This window comes from Agarivorans sp. JK6, from assembly GCF_045277145.1.
Classification (GTDB): Bacteria; Pseudomonadota; Gammaproteobacteria; order Enterobacterales; family Celerinatantimonadaceae; genus Agarivorans; species Agarivorans albus.
This window is the reverse complement of record NZ_CP113525.1, coordinates 4,129,208-4,146,056: the sequence shown is the minus strand read 5'-3', so window position 1 is coordinate 4,146,056 and position 16,849 is coordinate 4,129,208. Positions and strand designations below refer to the sequence as shown.

At 43.6% G+C, this 16,849-nt stretch carries 12 protein-coding genes; 9 read left to right on the top strand and 3 right to left on the bottom strand.

Annotation, left to right across the window (positions count from 1 at the left end; translation table 11 throughout):
- The first annotated feature begins 300 nt into the window (after positions 1 to 300).
- From OV592_RS19120 to OV592_RS19085, 8 genes are all read left to right on the top strand, one after another.
- Positions 301 to 849: a GspH/FimT family pseudopilin gene (locus tag OV592_RS19120; RefSeq protein WP_406609673.1), complete on the top strand. Its 549-nt coding sequence runs from the start codon at positions 301 to 303 to the stop codon at positions 847 to 849.
- The gene (gene pilV, locus OV592_RS19115; protein ID WP_406609672.1) at positions 818 to 1,333 is read left to right on the top strand and encodes a type IV pilus modification protein PilV; all 516 of its coding nucleotides are present in this window, start codon (positions 818 to 820) and stop codon (positions 1,331 to 1,333) included. The genes OV592_RS19120 and pilV overlap by 32 nt, the downstream gene beginning before the upstream one ends.
- Positions 1,321 to 2,094: a PilW family protein gene (locus OV592_RS19110; protein ID WP_406609671.1), complete on the top strand. Its 774-nt coding sequence runs from the start codon at positions 1,321 to 1,323 to the stop codon at positions 2,092 to 2,094. Before pilV ends, OV592_RS19110 begins: the two co-directional genes overlap by 13 nt.
- Before the next feature lie 2 nt (positions 2,095 to 2,096).
- Positions 2,097 to 2,612, top strand: a complete 516-nt coding sequence (locus OV592_RS19105) for a hypothetical protein (RefSeq protein ID WP_406609670.1) — start codon at positions 2,097 to 2,099, stop codon at positions 2,610 to 2,612.
- 4 nt (positions 2,613 to 2,616) lie between these two features.
- Positions 2,617 to 3,012 carry a type IV pilin protein gene (locus tag OV592_RS19100; protein WP_406609669.1) on the top strand — a complete coding sequence of 132 codons (396 nt, stop codon included), beginning with the start codon at positions 2,617 to 2,619 and terminating at the stop codon, positions 3,010 to 3,012.
- On the top strand, positions 3,012 to 7,511 hold the full coding sequence (locus OV592_RS19095) for a pilus assembly protein (RefSeq protein WP_406609668.1): 4,500 nt from the start codon (positions 3,012 to 3,014) through the stop codon (positions 7,509 to 7,511). The genes OV592_RS19100 and OV592_RS19095 overlap by 1 nt, the downstream gene beginning before the upstream one ends.
- 317 nt (positions 7,512 to 7,828) lie before the next feature.
- The gene (locus OV592_RS19090; RefSeq protein ID WP_406609667.1) at positions 7,829 to 12,220 is read left to right on the top strand and encodes a pilus assembly protein; all 4,392 of its coding nucleotides are present in this window, start codon (positions 7,829 to 7,831) and stop codon (positions 12,218 to 12,220) included.
- Between the two features lie 116 nt (positions 12,221 to 12,336).
- Positions 12,337 to 12,570, top strand: a complete 234-nt coding sequence (locus tag OV592_RS19085) for a YkgJ family cysteine cluster protein (RefSeq protein WP_406609666.1) — start codon at positions 12,337 to 12,339, stop codon at positions 12,568 to 12,570.
- A gap of 50 nt (positions 12,571 to 12,620) precedes the next feature.
- Here the strand turns inward: OV592_RS19085 and OV592_RS19080 are convergent, their stop codons facing one another.
- From OV592_RS19080 to gpmM, 3 genes are read right to left on the bottom strand one after another with little or no spacing between them, the layout of a single operon-like run.
- A complete protein-coding gene (locus tag OV592_RS19080) occupies positions 12,621 to 13,409 on the bottom strand; it encodes a divergent polysaccharide deacetylase family protein (RefSeq protein WP_406609665.1) in 789 nt (262 codons plus the stop codon).
- On the bottom strand, positions 13,397 to 14,584 hold the full coding sequence (locus OV592_RS19075) for a murein hydrolase activator EnvC family protein (protein ID WP_406609664.1): 1,188 nt from the start codon (positions 14,582 to 14,584) through the stop codon (positions 13,397 to 13,399). Before OV592_RS19075 ends, OV592_RS19080 begins: the two co-directional genes overlap by 13 nt.
- Before the next feature lie 7 nt (positions 14,585 to 14,591).
- Complete coding sequence (gene gpmM, locus OV592_RS19070; RefSeq protein ID WP_406609663.1) at positions 14,592 to 16,124, bottom strand: 2,3-bisphosphoglycerate-independent phosphoglycerate mutase; 1,533 nt, start codon at positions 16,122 to 16,124, stop codon at positions 14,592 to 14,594.
- A gap of 252 nt (positions 16,125 to 16,376) precedes the next feature.
- On the opposite strand from gpmM, the gene OV592_RS19065 reads away from it, so the two are divergent.
- A complete protein-coding gene (locus OV592_RS19065; protein WP_016403465.1) occupies positions 16,377 to 16,805 on the top strand; it encodes a rhodanese-like domain-containing protein in 429 nt (142 codons plus the stop codon).
- The last annotated feature ends 44 nt before the right edge of the window (positions 16,806 to 16,849 follow it).

Below are 16,849 nucleotides of genomic sequence, written 5' to 3'. Positions count from 1 at the left end.
TATTTTTATCTAGCTTTGTTAAGAAAAGTGTTGCCAACACTGTTCGCCGGACAAAATTGTGTTGGGTATTTGAGACAGTATTTCGTGCTGTCAACCCTGCATTACAGAAGTGGTAGTTCGAAGTATGATATCTGTCAACTATTGTTGCTCTGCTTATTGTGTATACAAGGTATGTTTGACAAAATGACTCGCTAATTTATTGATTTTTTTACTATATAGTCTCATCAATTTTTTACCTGTGGAGTGACTGGTTCGCTTTACATTATTTGCTGTGATTATTGCTGTTATGGATGATAAGCAATGCTTGGTATTTCCAAACAAGGCTATGTAGCCAAAGGCTTTACCCTACTTGAGCTAATGATCGCCGTGGCGATTCTGGTTATTGTAATGGTAGTGGCGGTGCCTTCGCTTCAAGGTTTTATGCAAGACAATAAGCAAAAAGTCACCCGAGACCTTTTAGCAAACAGCTTATTGGTGGCCCAACAGGAAGCTATTCGAAACAACCTCTCTACTTATGTTTGTCCTACCACCAATGGTACAAGTTGTGAGGCTGCTTGGGGAGCGAATAAGGGCTGGTTGGTATTTATTGATGAAACTCGCTCTGGCGGTTTGTCTTCAAGTGACCCCGTTATTGCTGCGCACCCTAAGCCTCAATCCGGAGAATTGAAATATAGTCCTTCTGCCAGTGGGAGCACCAGTACTTTGGTGCGTTTTTTCCCTACTGGTCACGCTACCGCTGGTGAGTTAACGGTTTGTGCTCCTTCAAACGATTATGAAGACCAGCGAATCAGCATTACACGCATGGGGAGGGTTGAATATGCTTCGCCATCAACAACTTACTGCAACTAAACAACAAGGCTTTACCTTAATTGAACTGCTGATAGCAGTAGTTATTGTTGCTATCGGTTTACTTGGGCACGCCGCTTTACAGATCCAGTCGGTAAATACTGCTCACCAAGCCCGCTTTGCGCAAACGGCTAACATTGCCATGTTAGATATTGTACAGCGTTTTAGTGCCATGCCAGAAGCTACCGTAAACAACGAGTTTAATATCGATAACCTTGCCGATGGTACAGCCCCTACCAGTTCCAAAAACTGTATTAGCGAAACTTGCACACGAGCAGAGTTTGCGGCGTTTGAGTTAGCTGATTGGTTTGGTAATCATTCTGTGTATATACCCCAGCTACGCTTTTCAATACAACACGCCAGCAACCTGGTCACTGTAAAAATGACCTGGGATGCCAACTTATCGGGTGCCGGCGCCGCTGATTGCTCTGCAGATACAACTGGAGCAGGTCACCAATGTAGTGAGGTAGCGGTATGGGTAAGGTAATGCACAAACAAAGTGGTTTTGGCTTAGTTGAGTTAATGATCGCATTGGTATTGTCACTGATTGTGGTGGGTGGCCTATATGCAGCTTTAATTGGCGACCAAAAAAGTTATGAAGCCACTCGAGCTAGCCATTTATTGGTGAGTAAAAACCGAATGAGCATTCAAACTTTGCGCTTGTATCTGCAGCAAGCAGGCTTTCGAGATTACAACCAACTCTATCAGAATACCTTGTTACCGCTGGTTTCAACCGCCGATAGTTTTGGCTTTACTTGGGATGAAGCGCAAATGGTGCAAGGTTTAAACGACCAAACCACCTTTGCTGGCGCAAAAGCCGCTACCGATGTTATTGCTTTTCGCTTTTTTGGTGCAGCCGCGCCCAATGCAAGTATGTATACCTGTGACGGCTCTGAGTTGGCGGCGGATACGGTAACAACCTTAGTGTTCTTTATTTCTACTAGTGACCAATTGGTTTGCCGCGACGCAAGTGGCGATACTGTATTTGACGAAAGTATAGATAATTTGCAAGTGCTATACGGAAGTATCGAGGACAGTACATTTAAGTACTATACAGCCTCTGAAGTCTCGGATTGGAATGAAGTTAATCGCGTCAAAGTGGGCTTACTGGTTTCACAGGAAGTATCGATGAGTAATTTGACGAATACCCGAAAATATCAGGTATTAGATAAAGAAATTTCGGTGAATGATAAAAGCATCCGCCAAGCGGTGAGTGAAACTGTTTTACTATTAAATATGGGAACCTAAATATGCCTTTAGTCAGTATTAAGCAACAAGGCATGGCGCTAATCATGTCCCTGGTAATGGTAGTGATTATCGCGATGATTGGTATTGCCATTGCCCAGCAAGTCACCAGTGGCCGTAAAAGCTCTGCGGTACACCAAGACCATTCTATGAGCTTTTCTCGTGCAACTTCCGGAGTGAACGAAGCCGAGTTTGTTGTTCGCCAGCAAGCTTACCACACTGACGCATTACTTAATCCAGACACGCCTAATAATTTAGTGACCGCTGCTTTTGCGAGTGATACTTGGTGGCAAGATAACAACAATTGGACCTCTGCACCTAAGTTGGCCGTAGTGACTGATTCTTATGGTAACGCGCTAGCGGGCCAACCTAGTTATATTATCGAAGATGGTGGGGTTGATTCAGGCTTAGTATTAGGAGCTAAAGTGCCCAAGCGTCGTTTTTTGCGCATTACCTCTAAAGCCGAAGGTGAGGGCGGGGCAATAACCTATTTACAATCTTACGTAGCGTTCATGGAGTAAAGTAGTGAAACAAGTAAAAGGATTTACATTGCTAGAGGTGATGATAACCGTTGCCATCGTAGCTATTCTTGCAGGCATTGCTTACCCGAGTTATTTAAGCCATGTGCAAAGTACTAAAAGAGAAGAGGCCAAACGCACTTTAGTGGAAGCTGCCCAACAAATGGAAAGCTATTACGCAATGCACCTTAGCTATGCCAGTGCAGCTAGCGGTACAAGTTTAACTATCTACACTCCTAGCACCGAATTCAACGAAATCTACACGCTTACAGCGAGTAATGTTAGCGATTCAGGCTACAAGCTTACCGCTACACCTAAAGGCTCTCAATCTGGGGACTCTTGTCAACAACTAAGTTTATCTAGTACTGGCCTCAAAGAACCAACTTCTGGGGGCTGCTGGTAATGAATAATTTAGTGAAATCAGTATTTAGTTGCTCAGTTATAGGGACCATAGTGTTTGGTGTTAATGCTGCAGAGCTTGATTTAGCTGATGCACCCTTATATACAGCCAGTAAGCCACCACCAATGGTTATGTTAGTTATGGGACGTGACCACACCCTTTATTACGAAGCGTACAATGATGCCTCTGATTTAGATGGTGATGGTGAGTTAGATATTACTTATAAGCCGAACAAAATCAATTACGCAGGTTACTTCGATAGTAACCGCTGTTACGCCTACGAATCTGGTAAGTTTGTCCCTAAACAAGCGGTTATCAAATCTGGCATTGCACAATCAGATTCTGATACTAACGATTACAAAACTTGTGCTCAATCGGGAGCTGGCCCCTGGAGTGGCGACTTCTTAAATTATCTTACAATGTCTCGTATGGACGTTTTACGCAAAGTTTTATACGGAGGGTATCGATACACCGATACCGCCGCAAGCGGTGACTCTCCTAGTCAGACAGTTCTAGAGCGTGTTTTTATTCCACAAGATGCCCACAGTTGGGGAAAAATGTATACATCTGTGGCCGTCGATAAGTTTGATATAAGGAACTATTCACCCTTTGGATTACCAGAAGCTAACACCAAGCATTTCTTTGGCACAGCTTCTTTTAGTGATGGTGGCACTCCCAAATTGAAAGTTAGAAGAGATGTGCCTCCTAGTGCCAGTAACCCTAATGAGCCTACCGGTAACATTTGGGAGTGGGCGAGTACTGAGCGGCCAGTGCTAAGTAGTTCTAATCGAACTATCGATAATACTTTCAATATACGAGTTGCAGTATGTGTTGAAGGTGCTCTTGAGGAAAACTGTAAAGAATACTCTGATGGGAACTACAAGCCTACAGGGGTTCTGCATGAGTATGGAGAAAGCGGTAGAATTGAGTTTGGTTTAATCACCGGCAGTTATGATAAAAACCTATCTGGTGGTGTGCTTCGTAAAGCGGTTGGAGATTTTAGTTCTGAAGTTAAATCTGCCTCTGGAGTATTTGATAGTAGTGTCAATGGTATTGTAGATACTATCAATAAGTTGAAGATATACGGTTACAACTATAATTCTGAAGAGTACGGCTGTGGTTGGGTGGCGACGAGGGCTATTACTAATGGAGAATGTACTTCTTGGGGTAATCCGGTAGGTGAAATGCTTTATGAAAGCCTTCGATACTTCCATGGCGAGAAGAGTGCGAGTTCAAGCTATTCGGCCGGTAGCGGGACTATAGATGATTCTTTAGGGTTGCCGTATGCTTCTTGGGATGATCCTTATGAGAATTGGGATGACCCAGCTACGGCCAAGCGTTCCTATTGTGCCGCGCCATACAACTTAGTCATTAGTGATATCAATCCGTCTTATGATTCTGATGAGCTTCCTGGCGCGCTTAATAGCTTTCTCAAACGAGATGATGAAAACAATACGATTAGCTATCAAGGCTCTACACTTACTGGGTTCGATGTTACCAATCTCTTAAATGTTATTTCTGATAAAGAAGGCTTAGATGGTGTTGATGGTAGCTTTTATTTTGTAGGAGAATCAACAGATGATGACTCTGATACCAGAAGCGCTCCTACGGCCAAGTTAGTAAAAGACTTAGCGCATATACGGGGTTTATCGCCAGCTGAGCCTACCAAAGAGGGTAGTTACTCTGTTGCTGGAGTTGCGTACTATGGACATAAAACGGATTTGTTTCCGTCAAAAGAGGGCAAGCAAAATATTAGCACTATGGTGGTCGCAATATCCTCGCCGCTTCCAGAAGTCGAAATCAAAGTGGGTGATGCTGGAGATATTATAAAGATTGTTCCATTTGCTAAGTCGGTTGGTGGATATAGTATTGACCCAACTAAAGGGAAGTTTCAACCAACCAATACTATCGTTGATTATTACGTAGAAGAATTTTCTAGTACAAAAGGTGTATTCCGAATTAATTTCGAAGATGTTGAGCAGGGAGCTGATCATGATATGGACATGATCGTTCAATATACTTACGAAGTAAAAGAACTTTGCCCTAATGTTGGAGATGATCAAGATAGTTGCTCTAAAGCTACAGGCGTAGAATTAACGCTCGACTCTTTATATGCTGCAGGCAGTATCGACCAACATGCAGGATATGTGATTTCCGGAACCAATAAAGACGGTATATACCTAGATGTAAAAGATAAGGGGGGGAATAAGGTAAAATACTACCTTGATACTCCAGAGCAAGCAGATTCAGCTTACCCTGATAATTCTAGAAATCGTGATACAGGTGCAAATGAGGACGATTTAGAATTAACGCGTACTCGGCATTTTTTCCCTAGTAGTACATCTGCTAACTTGCTGCCCTCTCCACTTTGGTATGCGGCTAAATGGGGAGGGTTTGAAGAAGCTGATGATGGTTCTGCAGATGGCTTCCCAGATGCAGGAGAGTGGGATAAAAATGAGTCTGGTGAGCCTGATAACTACTTCCCTGTGACTAACGCAGGTGAATTAGAAACTCAAATATCAAAGGCTTTGGATAAAGCTTCTGGCGACGCTCAATCGGCCACTTCACCGGTATTTAATAACACCTTTCTAAATAGCGGTGCCTTTTTGTATCAAACAAGATTTGAAGGTAAAAATTGGAGTGGAAATGTATTGGCTTATTCCAGTAGTGGGGGAAGCTTTAGTGATACGCCTTCATGGCAAGCGGCTGAACAAATAGATGCCGTATCTCCTTCAAGTCGGGTGATTTATACACGAAATAATACTAGTGATGAAATTGTCGACTTTGTTGCTCCATCTGATTTGACCGGAGCCGATGATGGTTTAAGCTTGAGTCAAATTGGTGACTTGTTAGGTGGACAAAATGGTACTGATGCGGAGAAACTGACTTACCTTACAGCCGTTATTAATTACTTACGTGGAGATAGAACCTTCGAGGTGTCAGACCTTGCTTATAACATGAGAGAACGAGAGTCTGCTTTAGGCGATATAGTGAACTCTACTCCCTATTACGTGGATAAAGTAAACGGTCACGGCGTAGAGAAGCCAGTTTTGGTTTTTGGCGCAAATGACGGCATGGTTCATGTTTTAGATGTTGCTACAGGCGAAGAGGTAATGGCTTATATACCTAGTCAGGTTTACGAGCACCTAAATAGTTTGACCAAAAACACCTATACACATAAATATTTTGTTGACGGTGGTATCTCTGGTTTTACTGATGAAAATGACAAAACTACTGTAGTAGGAACTTTAGGTACTGGCTTTAAAGGACTTTATGCACTAGATGTAAGTGATATGAGAAGTACCAGTAAAAGCAAAATTTTATGGGAAATTGATGCTGATACTGCAGGATATTCAGGTATTGGATATACACGAGAAGAACCAACTATTGCGAAGTTAGCCAATGGTAAAGTGGGGGTTATTTTTTCTAATGGCTACAACTCTAGCGATGATGAAGGCCAGTTATTTATTGCAGATATCGAAGATGGCAGTTTAATTGCCACTTTGAAAACTGGAGTAGGAAGTAGTGATGATCCTACTGGAGAAAGTAGGCCCAATGGACTAGCTAGCCCTGCAGTTGTCGATAAAAATAGTGATGGAGTCGCTGACCGTATCTACGTTGGCGATTTATTTGGTAACTTGTGGGCCTTTGATATCTCTAATTCAAGCTCTGCAAATTGGAAGATTGATAACCTAGATAACAAACCTCTCTTTACCGCGGTTAGTTTGGATAAATCGGGTTCTCCTGCCGAATATATCTCGCAATCTATCACCACAAAGCCTTCGGTTGGTGTTCACCCTAATGGTTTATCTCAAGGGGTTTTAGTGGCCTTTGGCACCGGTAAATATATAGAAAATGGGGACAATAAGTATCTTGGTGAACCAACCCAAACTATTTATGCGATTTGGGATAAATTAAATCAGACTTATTATAGTGATACACGTGAAGAGGTTGATGGTGAACAAATTTACAGCAATATGCTACGTCAATCGATTACTGAAGAAGACGCACAAAATCGTCGATTAAGTAGCTACCCAATAGATTGGGGCGTGCATAAAGGGTGGTATTTAGATCTTGTAAATACTCAGGATGGCAATACTAACAACTATGGTGAGCGGCAAGTAACTAATAGCTTGCTATTAGCGAACAAATTAAGTTTCACCACTTTATTGCCGAATGAAGACCCTTGTACGACAGGAGGGAGTGGTTGGTATATGGAAATGAACTTACATTCCGGTGTTACTTGGAATTCTGGTAACGAGAATTACACAGACCCTAATGATGATACCAATACCATTGATGATGAAAGCTCTCATCAAAAAGTTAATGATGGTATCCCATCGGCCCCTTCAGTGATTATCGACCCTAATTTAACTGATGGTGTTGTTGATGACGATGGGATTATCCAAAAGAACTGTATTACATTAAGTAATGGTTCAATGTTCTGTTACGATGATTATCAGTCACCAACTGGGCGTTTAAGCTTGCGTACTTTGCACTAACACTCACCGTTAAACTAAATATAAAAGGAGCTGCTTATAGCTCCTTTTTTGTTCGTTGTTAGTGGTTTTATATTTTCTATATTACTTATATATTTTTAGCTAAGGTATTTATTTAAATATATGTTTTTCAAATATATTACTAATTTAAACTGTCTAGCGCTTCACTAAATTTCTATTGTTTAAAGATTAAAATTTCAGCAGGTTTTCTATGGTTGTTAGTTGTCGCTTCAAGTCAGTTTGAGGTTGCAACAGCCTAAGTTGTTGGAAGCAAAACTTTGAGTACTCTCACCACACTATTTACACACGTGCGTTGCTGCATGCTTGCGCAAAAACATATCCGTTTTACTTGCCTTGCTTTGACTATGGGTTTGCTGCTAAGTGTAATTTCATTAGCAACTAAAGCTGCTCAGTTAAATCTGGCTGATAGTCCCTTATACGTCGCTACTTCACCTTCACCAATGGTGATGTTGGTAATGGGAAGGGACCATACTCTTTACTATGAAGCTTATAACGATGCTACCGACTTAAGTGGCAATAACGACCTAGATATTAACTACAATCCCTTGGTTGTAGACTATGCGGGTTACTTCAATAGTGAGCGCTGCTACACCTATAATTCTTCGCAAAAGCGTTTTACCCCTGGCGTTGAGGCGAATGCGAATACTAAGGCGTGCACCGGCTCAGGAGAGTGGAGTGGTGATTTTCTGAATTACTTAACCATGTCACGCATGGATGTTCTGCGTACCGTACTGTATGGCGGCTATAGAGCAATAGACAGTGAAGGTACTACGGTATTGGAGCGGGTATTTATTCCGCAGGATGCTCACTCATGGGGTAAAAGTTATACCTCAGAAGCGGTGAATGGTTACCGTATCGACAACTACACCCCATTGTCTCAGCCTAATAGTAATCGTAAGCACTTTTTTGGAACTGCGTCTTGGTCTGATGGCGGTGCGCCAGAGCTAAGAATCAAAAAGAACCAGAACAGTGAAATATGGGAGTGGGCGACTACAGAGCGTCCTGTATTGGCTGGAAATTATAGCGAGTCTTATGAGATTAGGGTTGAGGTATGTGTACAAGGCAAGTTGGAGGCTAACTGTAAAGAGTATCCCAACAAACAATATAAACCCACCGGATTGCTGCATGACTACGGCGAAGACGGCAGTATCGAGTTTGGGCTTATTACTGGTAGTTACGACAAAAACTTATCAGGTGGGGTTTTGCGTAAAGCGGTATCCCATTTTGGCGACGAGTTAATCAGCAATACCGGGCAGTTTAAAACCAGCGTAAACGGCATTGTAAGTACAATCAATAAATTGCGTATTTACGGTTTTAAATATGGCAGCTATGAGTATGGCTGTGGCTGGATTACCGATCGCGCAATTCGTAATGGCGAATGTACTTCATGGGGTAACCCTATTGGTGAGATGTTGTACGAAAGCTTACGTTATTTCCACGGCGAAGGTTTTGCTAGTAGCTCATATTCAAGCGGCAGCGGTACTATCGATGGTCAACTAGGCTTGCCGTTTGCAAAGTGGGACGATCCTTTTGCTAATCGAGAATATTGCGCAGCACCCTATAATTTGGTGATCAGCGATATTAGCCCGTCTTACGATTCTGATGAAATCCCTAACGCTCACCCAAGTTACGCAGGCTCTTATCAAGGGTCGATACTTGACGGATTTCACCTCAAAAACTTGTTAGATAATATTTCAAAATACGAAAGTATTGGTGGTGATTATTTCATTGGTGAGTCTGTTAGTGATACTACCGGTACCACTAGTGCACCCACGGCAAAAACTGTAAATACTTTATCGGAGATTCGAGGCCTCTCTCCTCAAGAGCCAACAAAAGAGGGCAGTTATGCGGTAGCTGCAGTGGCGCATTATGGTCACAAAACCGATATCTTCCCCAATAAGCCGGGTAAGCAAAACATTCAAACCACGGTGGTAGCTGTTTCTTCTCCACTGCCTGAGGTTGAAGTTGAAGTCGATGGAGAAACCATCATTATTGTTCCGTTTGCTAAGTCAGTAGGCGGCTGTGCTAGTGGTAGTTGTATTAGTACTAATAAGGGGGATTTTCAGCCAACAAATGCCATTGTTGATTACTACGTAGAAGAGTTTTCTCCCACTAAAGGCACCTTTAGGATTAACTTTGAGGATGTCGAACAAGGCGCTGATCACGAGATGGATATGATCGTAAAGTACCACTACGAAGTAAAACAGCTGTGTGAGAATGCCTACGATAATGAGGCCACGTGTAGTAAGCGCTTAGGTGTTCAATTAACTTTAGATTCAATTTACGCTGCGGGCAGTATTGACCAACATGCTGGTTACGTTATTTCCGGTACTGACAAAGATGGTATCTATTTAGATGTGAAAGATCGTGGTGGAAGTAAGCGTACTTATTACTTAGATACACCTTTACAAAATGATTCGGCTTTTCCAAATAACTCTCGGGAATCTAGCAACAACAGCTCAGATTTACCGCTAATTCGTAAGCGGAATTTCTTTCCTAGCTCAAGCTCTGAGGCTGCGACTTTATTGCCTTCGCCGCTTTGGTATGCGGCAAAATGGGGCGGTTTTACCGATACCAATAACAACGGCATACCTGATGACGGCGAATGGGACGAAGAAGAAAGTGGTCAGCCAGATAACTACTTCCCGGTAACTAACGCTGGGCAACTGGGCGCGCAAATTGGCAAAGCCTTAGAGAAAATCGCCAGTGGCAGTCAATCAGCTAGCCCTCCGGTGTTTAATAACAATTTTTTAAGCAGTAGCTCGTTTTTATATCAATCGTCATTTGATGGGGAATACTGGAGTGGCGATGTAAAGGCATTTAAAGCGGCAAGTGGAGGTGGATTCAGCTCTACTGAGACTTGGAGTGTGGCCAAAGAACTCGATTCAATGCCTCATCAACAGCGTACTATTTTCTCTCGTAATGATGAATCCGGCGAGGTCTTTGAGTTTACTGCGCCAAACAGTTTACAGCCTTCGGCTATTGGCTTTAGCCAATCGCAAATCTCCGCCTTGCTGGCAGGGCAAACAGGCTCCGATTCTCTGAAGTTAGATTATCTTCAGGCGGTAGTGAATTACCTGCGAGGTGAGCGCACTTATGAGCAAAGTGACTTGCAGTTTTCCATGCGAAAACGCGCTACTGCATTGGGTGATGTCATCAACTCCATTCCCTATTATGTAGATCTTGCTACTGGCCACAAAGTGAATAAGCCAGTGCTGGTGTTTGGAGCAAACGATGGCATGGTGCATGTGGTTGATGCTAAAACTGGCAAGGAGCTAATGGCCTATTTACCCAGCCAAGTTTATCAACATCTAAATAGCCTTACCCGCAGTACTTACACTCACAAGTATTTTGTCGATGGGGCCATTACCGGCTACACCGATGAATCGGATAAAACCACTGTAGTGGGAACTTTGGGCACTGGCGTGAAGGGCTTATACGCATTAGATGTTACCAATATGAATTGGCCAACTAAGAATAACATTAAGTGGGAAATTGATAGTTCCACCAAAGGTTTTGAAGGCCTAGGTTATAGTCGTGAGCAGCCCACTATTGCTAAGTTGGCCAACGGTACAACTGGAGTGATCTTTTCAAATGGCTATAACGCTGCAGATGACCAAGCAACTCTATATATTGCCGACCTAAAAGACGGCAGTTTAATTGCCGACCTAAGTACTGGGGTCGGTAGCACAGAGGACCCAACTGGACAAGGCCGGCCAAACGCATTGGCTTCTCCTGCGGTGGTCGACTTAACCGGTAACGGTGTTGCCGATCGCATTTATGCGGGTGATCTCTACGGAAACATGTGGGCATTTGATGTATCCGATACTCGAGCTAGCAACTGGGAGCTAGCTACCATTCAAAGTGCTGGGTCCAAGCCGCCGTTATTTTCTGCAACTAGCCCAAGCAAACGTTTAGTTGGCGCTAGCATGCAATATCAAGCGCAGCCAATAACTACCAAACCGTCGGTTGGCGCTCATCCAATGGGCTTGAATCAAGGTGTGTTAGTAGCATTTGGAACGGGTAAGTATATCGAAGTAGATGATAACGATGCAGATGATCAAGATACTCAAAGCATCTATGTCATTTGGGATCGTTTAAACGGCGAAGCAGTAAGTTCTAAGCGTTCTAGAGTGAGTGGAGAAGATGTTTATGATGCTAACTTATTGCGGCAAGCCATTATAGAAGAGGACTCCAGCAATCGCTTGTTAAGCGATAATCCAATTGATTGGAATACTCATAACGGCTGGTATTTGGATTTTGTGAATACTCAGAATAACAATACCAATAACTACGGTGAACGGCAGGTAAGTAACAGTTTACTGCTCGCTAATAAACTTAGCTTTACCACTATGCTACCCAATACTGATACTTGTGCCTCTGGCGGTAGTGGCTGGTATATGGAGTTGAATTTGCATTCAGGTAGAACCTGGAATACGGGAACTAATGGCAACACTGATCCCAACGATCCTAACGATACGATTAATAATGATAGCTCCCATCAAAAAGTAGAAGACGGCATTCCTTCTTCACCAGGAGTGATTATTGATCCCAACTTACCTAGTGATGGTTCAGTCCACGATGGCTCGATTAATCAGAAAAACTGCATTACTTTAAGTAACGGCACCATGCTCTGTTTTGACGACTTTACTTCGCCAACCGGTCGATTAAGTTTACGCCGCTTACACTAGTAAGCCGCAAAGCGTAATAAAAGCAGCCCTCTAGGGCTGCTTTTTTGTTCAAATAAACGTCGATTTATGTTGGCCTGTTTTGCTACACTAGCCGCCCTTTTTTTGGAGAGCCTGTTATGCATTGTCGTTTAGGCTGCGGTGCTTGTTGCATTGCGCCATCAATTAGCTCATTAAATAAAGTAGCGGGTGAGCGATGTGTTCATTTAAATGCTGATAATTTATGCGCTATTTTTGGTAAAGCTGAGCGACCTAAGGTTTGCAGTGATTTTAAAGCTGCAGAATGGCTGTGTGGAACTACCCAGCAACAAGCCATGGATAATCTCATCTACTTAGAAAAGCAAACCGCGTAATAATATTGCTTGGTATTAAGGTTTTGTACTGCTTGCTTTAATGCAACTGCCTAGAGCTGTTTGTTGTGCACAGGCTGCACAATGGGCTCTTCTGAACCCACTAAACGAATGCTAGGTTCACTCTCGAGCTCTGGTGCTAATAAAGCTATGCGTTGGGCTACCCCTACCAATTGCACATCTTCCGGCAAACTTAATTGACTAAGTAAATCCACCGAGTGTGGTCTGGGGTGAGCGATTAGCACTGCATGACCATATTTTCGAGCAAGGCTTATGGCCTTTTGCCATTGGCGCTCAATGGCCACGGGGTTGTCTTGGTGGTCAAGAAATACATGGCGTTTTAAATTGGGTACTTGGTACACCCTAGCTGTTTGCTGGGCAATACTGGCTAGGTGGGTGCGGCTATCCACAAAAAATAGCTGCTGTTTAGCCAGTACTTGCATCAACCAATGCATTTCTGTGGGCAGTTGGGTGAGTTGGCTACCCATGTGGTTGTTTAAGCCAGTGGCTTCTGGAAAGTTATAAATAGCTGCTTCTACACGTTGCTTAAAAGCTGCTTCTTCTAAATTATCGGGCAAGCCATATGGCCCTAAAGCAATGGTGCCACTGCCCTGCATCGGCAGGTGCAACATTATTTCGCGTTGCTGTTGCTGAGCTTGTTCGGCAATGTCTTTGGCATAAGGGCTTGATGGAAGTACCGATAGGGTAATATTGGGGTGCAGATCTAATAGCGCAAAATCGCGAGCACTATTACCGACATCATCAATGATGATACTTAACTGCGCAGCCATAGCTGAGTTTGTCGCCAGCATACTTAGGCAAAGTAGAATTATTTTAACCATTTACGTGGGTCTTGGGTCTGCCCTTTATGGCGAATCTGGAAGAACAAGGCGTTGGTCGTTTGGCCGCCAGTATTGCCGGCGTAAGCCACGGTTTGACCAGCACTTACTCGCTCACCAATTTCTGCATTTAAGCTTTGGTTATAGCCGTAAAAGCTAAGGTATTGCTCGCCATGGTCGATGGCGACTACCAGGCCATAACCACGCAACCAATCAGCAAATACTACATTGCCAGAGGCTACTGCTTTTACGTTAGTACCTGGGTGGGAGTCAATCACTATGCCCTGCCAGCGTGTTTGCCCCTGATTTTTACTGTTATAACTGTGAAGTACTCTGCCTTTGAGCGGCCAAGGCAGTTTGCCTTTTGCCTTGGCGAGGCCAGTGAGAGGCGTTTTATCTAAGTTTTGTTTAAGGGCAAGTTGTTGTTGCTGTTCAATTTGGTCACTAATCACTTGCTGTAAGTGCTGTTCATTAATTTGTAGCTGCTCTAAACGGCTTTGCTCAGTATTTTGCAGCTTATTAAGTTTAGCGAGTTGTTGCTTACGTTGATTTTGTTGAGACTGTAGCTGGTCCAGCTTTTGTTTTTGCTGAGCGACCAAGCCTTCTAGGTGCTTTTGCACCTCGGCCAGTTGGCTTTGAACTTTGCTTAACTCTAGTTGCTGGAAGTTGACTTGCTCTAAGGCCTTGCTGCGGGCTTTGGCCAAATATTGGTAGTAGCTTAACATCCGCTCTAAATCTGCGGCATTTTGTTGATTCAACAGCATCTTCATGTAATCGCTATTACCTAAGCGATAAGCGCTGTTGATTTGTGCCTTCAGTGCTTGTTGCTGTTGAGCCAGTTTTTCTTCTAGCTGCCGCTCTTGCTGCTGAATATCTTGCTGTTCGATTTTTGAGTGGGAAAGCTGATTGTTAAGTTTGCGTAGTTGTTGGCTGGAGTCCGCGAGCGCCAACTCATATTGTCTTAACTGTTCTTGCGCCTTGCTTATATCATTTTTGCGCTTTTTAAGTTGCTGTTGTTGCTGCTTAAGCTGTTGTTGAACGTCGAGCAACTGTTGTTGTTCGTTGGCATGAAGTGGCGGGAAGAGCAATAGCAAAACGCCAGCAATAAGGCTGGCGTTAAACAGGCGAATAAGGCGCTTGCTAGCGCCTTGTTTCGAAGCTGAAATAGGCTCTTTCATCAAGCCATTATTTCAAATTCATCAATACCTTGCCAGTCATTTCTGCTGGAGTTTCCATGCCCATCAAGCTTAGCATTGTTGGTGCAATATCACTTAAACGACCGCCTTCAACTGGAGTTGCTTCACGACCGTAGTAAATGAAAGGTACAGGCAGGTTGGTATGAGCTGTGTGGATGCCACCCGTTTCTGGGTCAACCATTTGCTCGGCGTTACCGTGGTCGGCTGTGATTAAACATTCGCCGCCAACTTTATCAAGTGCTTCAACCAAACGGCCAATGCTCTTATCTACGGCTTCACAGGCTTTAACTGCGGCATCGTATACGCCAGTGTGGCCAACCATATCGCCATTCGGGTAGTTACAAATGATTACGTCGTACTTGCCGCTTTCAATCGCTGCTACAAACTTGTCGGTTAGCATTTCCGAGTTCATTTCTGGTTGTAGGTCGTAAGTGGCTACTTTTGGAGAAGGGATAAGCTCGCGGTCTTCACCAACAAAAGCGTCTTCTTTACCGCCATTAAAGAAGAAGGTTACGTGGGCGTATTTTTCTGTCTCTGAAATACGTAGTTGCGTTTTGTTGTTCTTCTCTAGCCACTCACCTAGTGTGTTCACTAAATCTGTTGGGCCATAAGCACAAGGGGCTTTAATGTCCGCTGCATATTGGGTTAGGGTAACAAAAGCACATGCAGGCACTTTAGCGCGCTCAAATCCAGTGAAGTCTTGCTCAACAAAACAACGTGAAATTTCACGGGCACGGTCAGCACGGAAGTTCATGAACAATACCGCATCGCCATCGTTAATGCTGGCTGCGCTTTCGCCTACTACAGAGGCTTTAACAAACTCATCGTTTTCATCACGCGCGTAAGCAGCTGCTAGCGCTTCAGTGGCGTTAGCGTAGCTGTATTCAGTTTTGCCTTCAGTAAGTAATTGATAAGCTTCTTCTACACGTTCCCAACGGTTATCGCGGTCCATTGCGTAGTAACGGCCTACTAAAGAAGCAATTCGACCTGAACCAATTTCTGCGAATTTTGCGTCAAACTTGTCAATTGAGCCTTGCGCGCTGCGTGGTGGTGTGTCACGTCCGTCTAAGAAAGCGTGTAAGTAAATTTCTTTTGCGCCTTGCTTGGCGGCTAATTCAATCGCAGCTAGCATGTGATCTTCGTGGCTGTGAACACCGCCTGGAGAAAGTAGCCCCATGATGTGAACGGCTTTACCGGCAGCTACGGCTTTATCTACCGCACCTACTAATACTTCATTAGTGAAAAAATCACCGTCTGTAATTGACTTACCAACACGGGTAAGTTCTTGGTATACAACGCGACCAGCACCGATGTTAGTGTGACCAACTTCTGAGTTGCCCATTTGTCCGTCTGGTAAACCTACATCTAGGCCTGAACCCGAGATAAGGGTGCTAGCAGCCGTTTCCCAAAGGTTGTCTAATACTGGTGTGTTGGCGTTTGCTACAGCGTTATTGGCGCTGTCTTGGCGGTAGCCCCAGCCGTCCATAATAACTAGTGCTAAAGGCTTTTTGCTTGCAGACATTGCAATTTCCTCAATCGGTAAATGTTTAAGTGAAAAACGAAATAGTGAAATATTACTACATTTTTTGTCTGAGTCACCTGATTGAGCGCAAATCAACCGAGATTAGTTGTTTTTGCTCAGATTTGTTCTGGTGTATGAATCTTAGGTCAATTTGCGAGCTTTGGCGCGCTTGAGAGCTGCTATTCTTCTCGCTCAGGTGTATACTCTCGCCCCAATATCACTAACTATTTGCTTAACTGGAATTGTCATACTATGCAGCAAGTTGTCGAATTTGTCGGAAATAACCCTATCATTTCATTCGCTTGGGTAGGTTTGTTCGGTGCCGTTATCTACACTTTTATTCAACCAATGCTGTCGAAGGTTACCTCGGTAGGCAATCACGAAGCTACATTGCTCATTAATAAAGAAGATGCAGTAGTGGTGGATGTTCGTACTAACGACGAGTACAAAAAAGGGTATATTGCGGGCGCACGTCACATTCCTTTAACCCAAATACAGGCTAATAACTTTAAGCCTATTGAAAATTTAAAGGGCAACCCCATTATCGTTGTATGTGAAACAGGGATGCGTTCAGGCTCAGCGGCTAACGCTCTGGTTAAAGGCGGTTTTGAGAAAGTGTATAACCTACGCGGCGGCATGACCGATTGGAAATCAGCAAACCTACCGATCACTAAGAAGTAAGATCGAGTTTTAATGGCTAGCGCTCTAGCGATTAAGCAATTTTA

What these genes read in the sequence shown, in the direction of transcription:
- gpmM (WP_406609663.1), bottom strand. Translation starts at nt 16,124, where the DNA reads ATGTCTGCAAGCAAAAAGCCTTTAGCACTAGTTATTATGGACGGCTGG.
- OV592_RS19110 (WP_406609671.1), top strand. Translation starts at nt 1,321, where the DNA reads ATGGGTAAGGTAATGCACAAACAAAGTGGTTTTGGCTTAGTTGAGTTA.
- OV592_RS19065 (WP_016403465.1), top strand. Translation starts at nt 16,377, where the DNA reads ATGCAGCAAGTTGTCGAATTTGTCGGAAATAACCCTATCATTTCATTC.
- OV592_RS19085 (WP_406609666.1), top strand. Translation starts at nt 12,337, where the DNA reads ATGCATTGTCGTTTAGGCTGCGGTGCTTGTTGCATTGCGCCATCAATT.
- OV592_RS19075 (WP_406609664.1), bottom strand. Translation starts at nt 14,584, where the DNA reads ATGAAAGAGCCTATTTCAGCTTCGAAACAAGGCGCTAGCAAGCGCCTT.
- OV592_RS19080 (WP_406609665.1), bottom strand. Translation starts at nt 13,409, where the DNA reads ATGGTTAAAATAATTCTACTTTGCCTAAGTATGCTGGCGACAAACTCA.
- OV592_RS19120 (WP_406609673.1), top strand. Translation starts at nt 301, where the DNA reads ATGCTTGGTATTTCCAAACAAGGCTATGTAGCCAAAGGCTTTACCCTA.
- OV592_RS19105 (WP_406609670.1), top strand. Translation starts at nt 2,097, where the DNA reads ATGCCTTTAGTCAGTATTAAGCAACAAGGCATGGCGCTAATCATGTCC.
- pilV (WP_406609672.1), top strand. Translation starts at nt 818, where the DNA reads ATGCTTCGCCATCAACAACTTACTGCAACTAAACAACAAGGCTTTACC.
- OV592_RS19095 (WP_406609668.1), top strand. Translation starts at nt 3,012, where the DNA reads ATGAATAATTTAGTGAAATCAGTATTTAGTTGCTCAGTTATAGGGACC.
- OV592_RS19090 (WP_406609667.1), top strand. Translation starts at nt 7,829, where the DNA reads ATGCTTGCGCAAAAACATATCCGTTTTACTTGCCTTGCTTTGACTATG.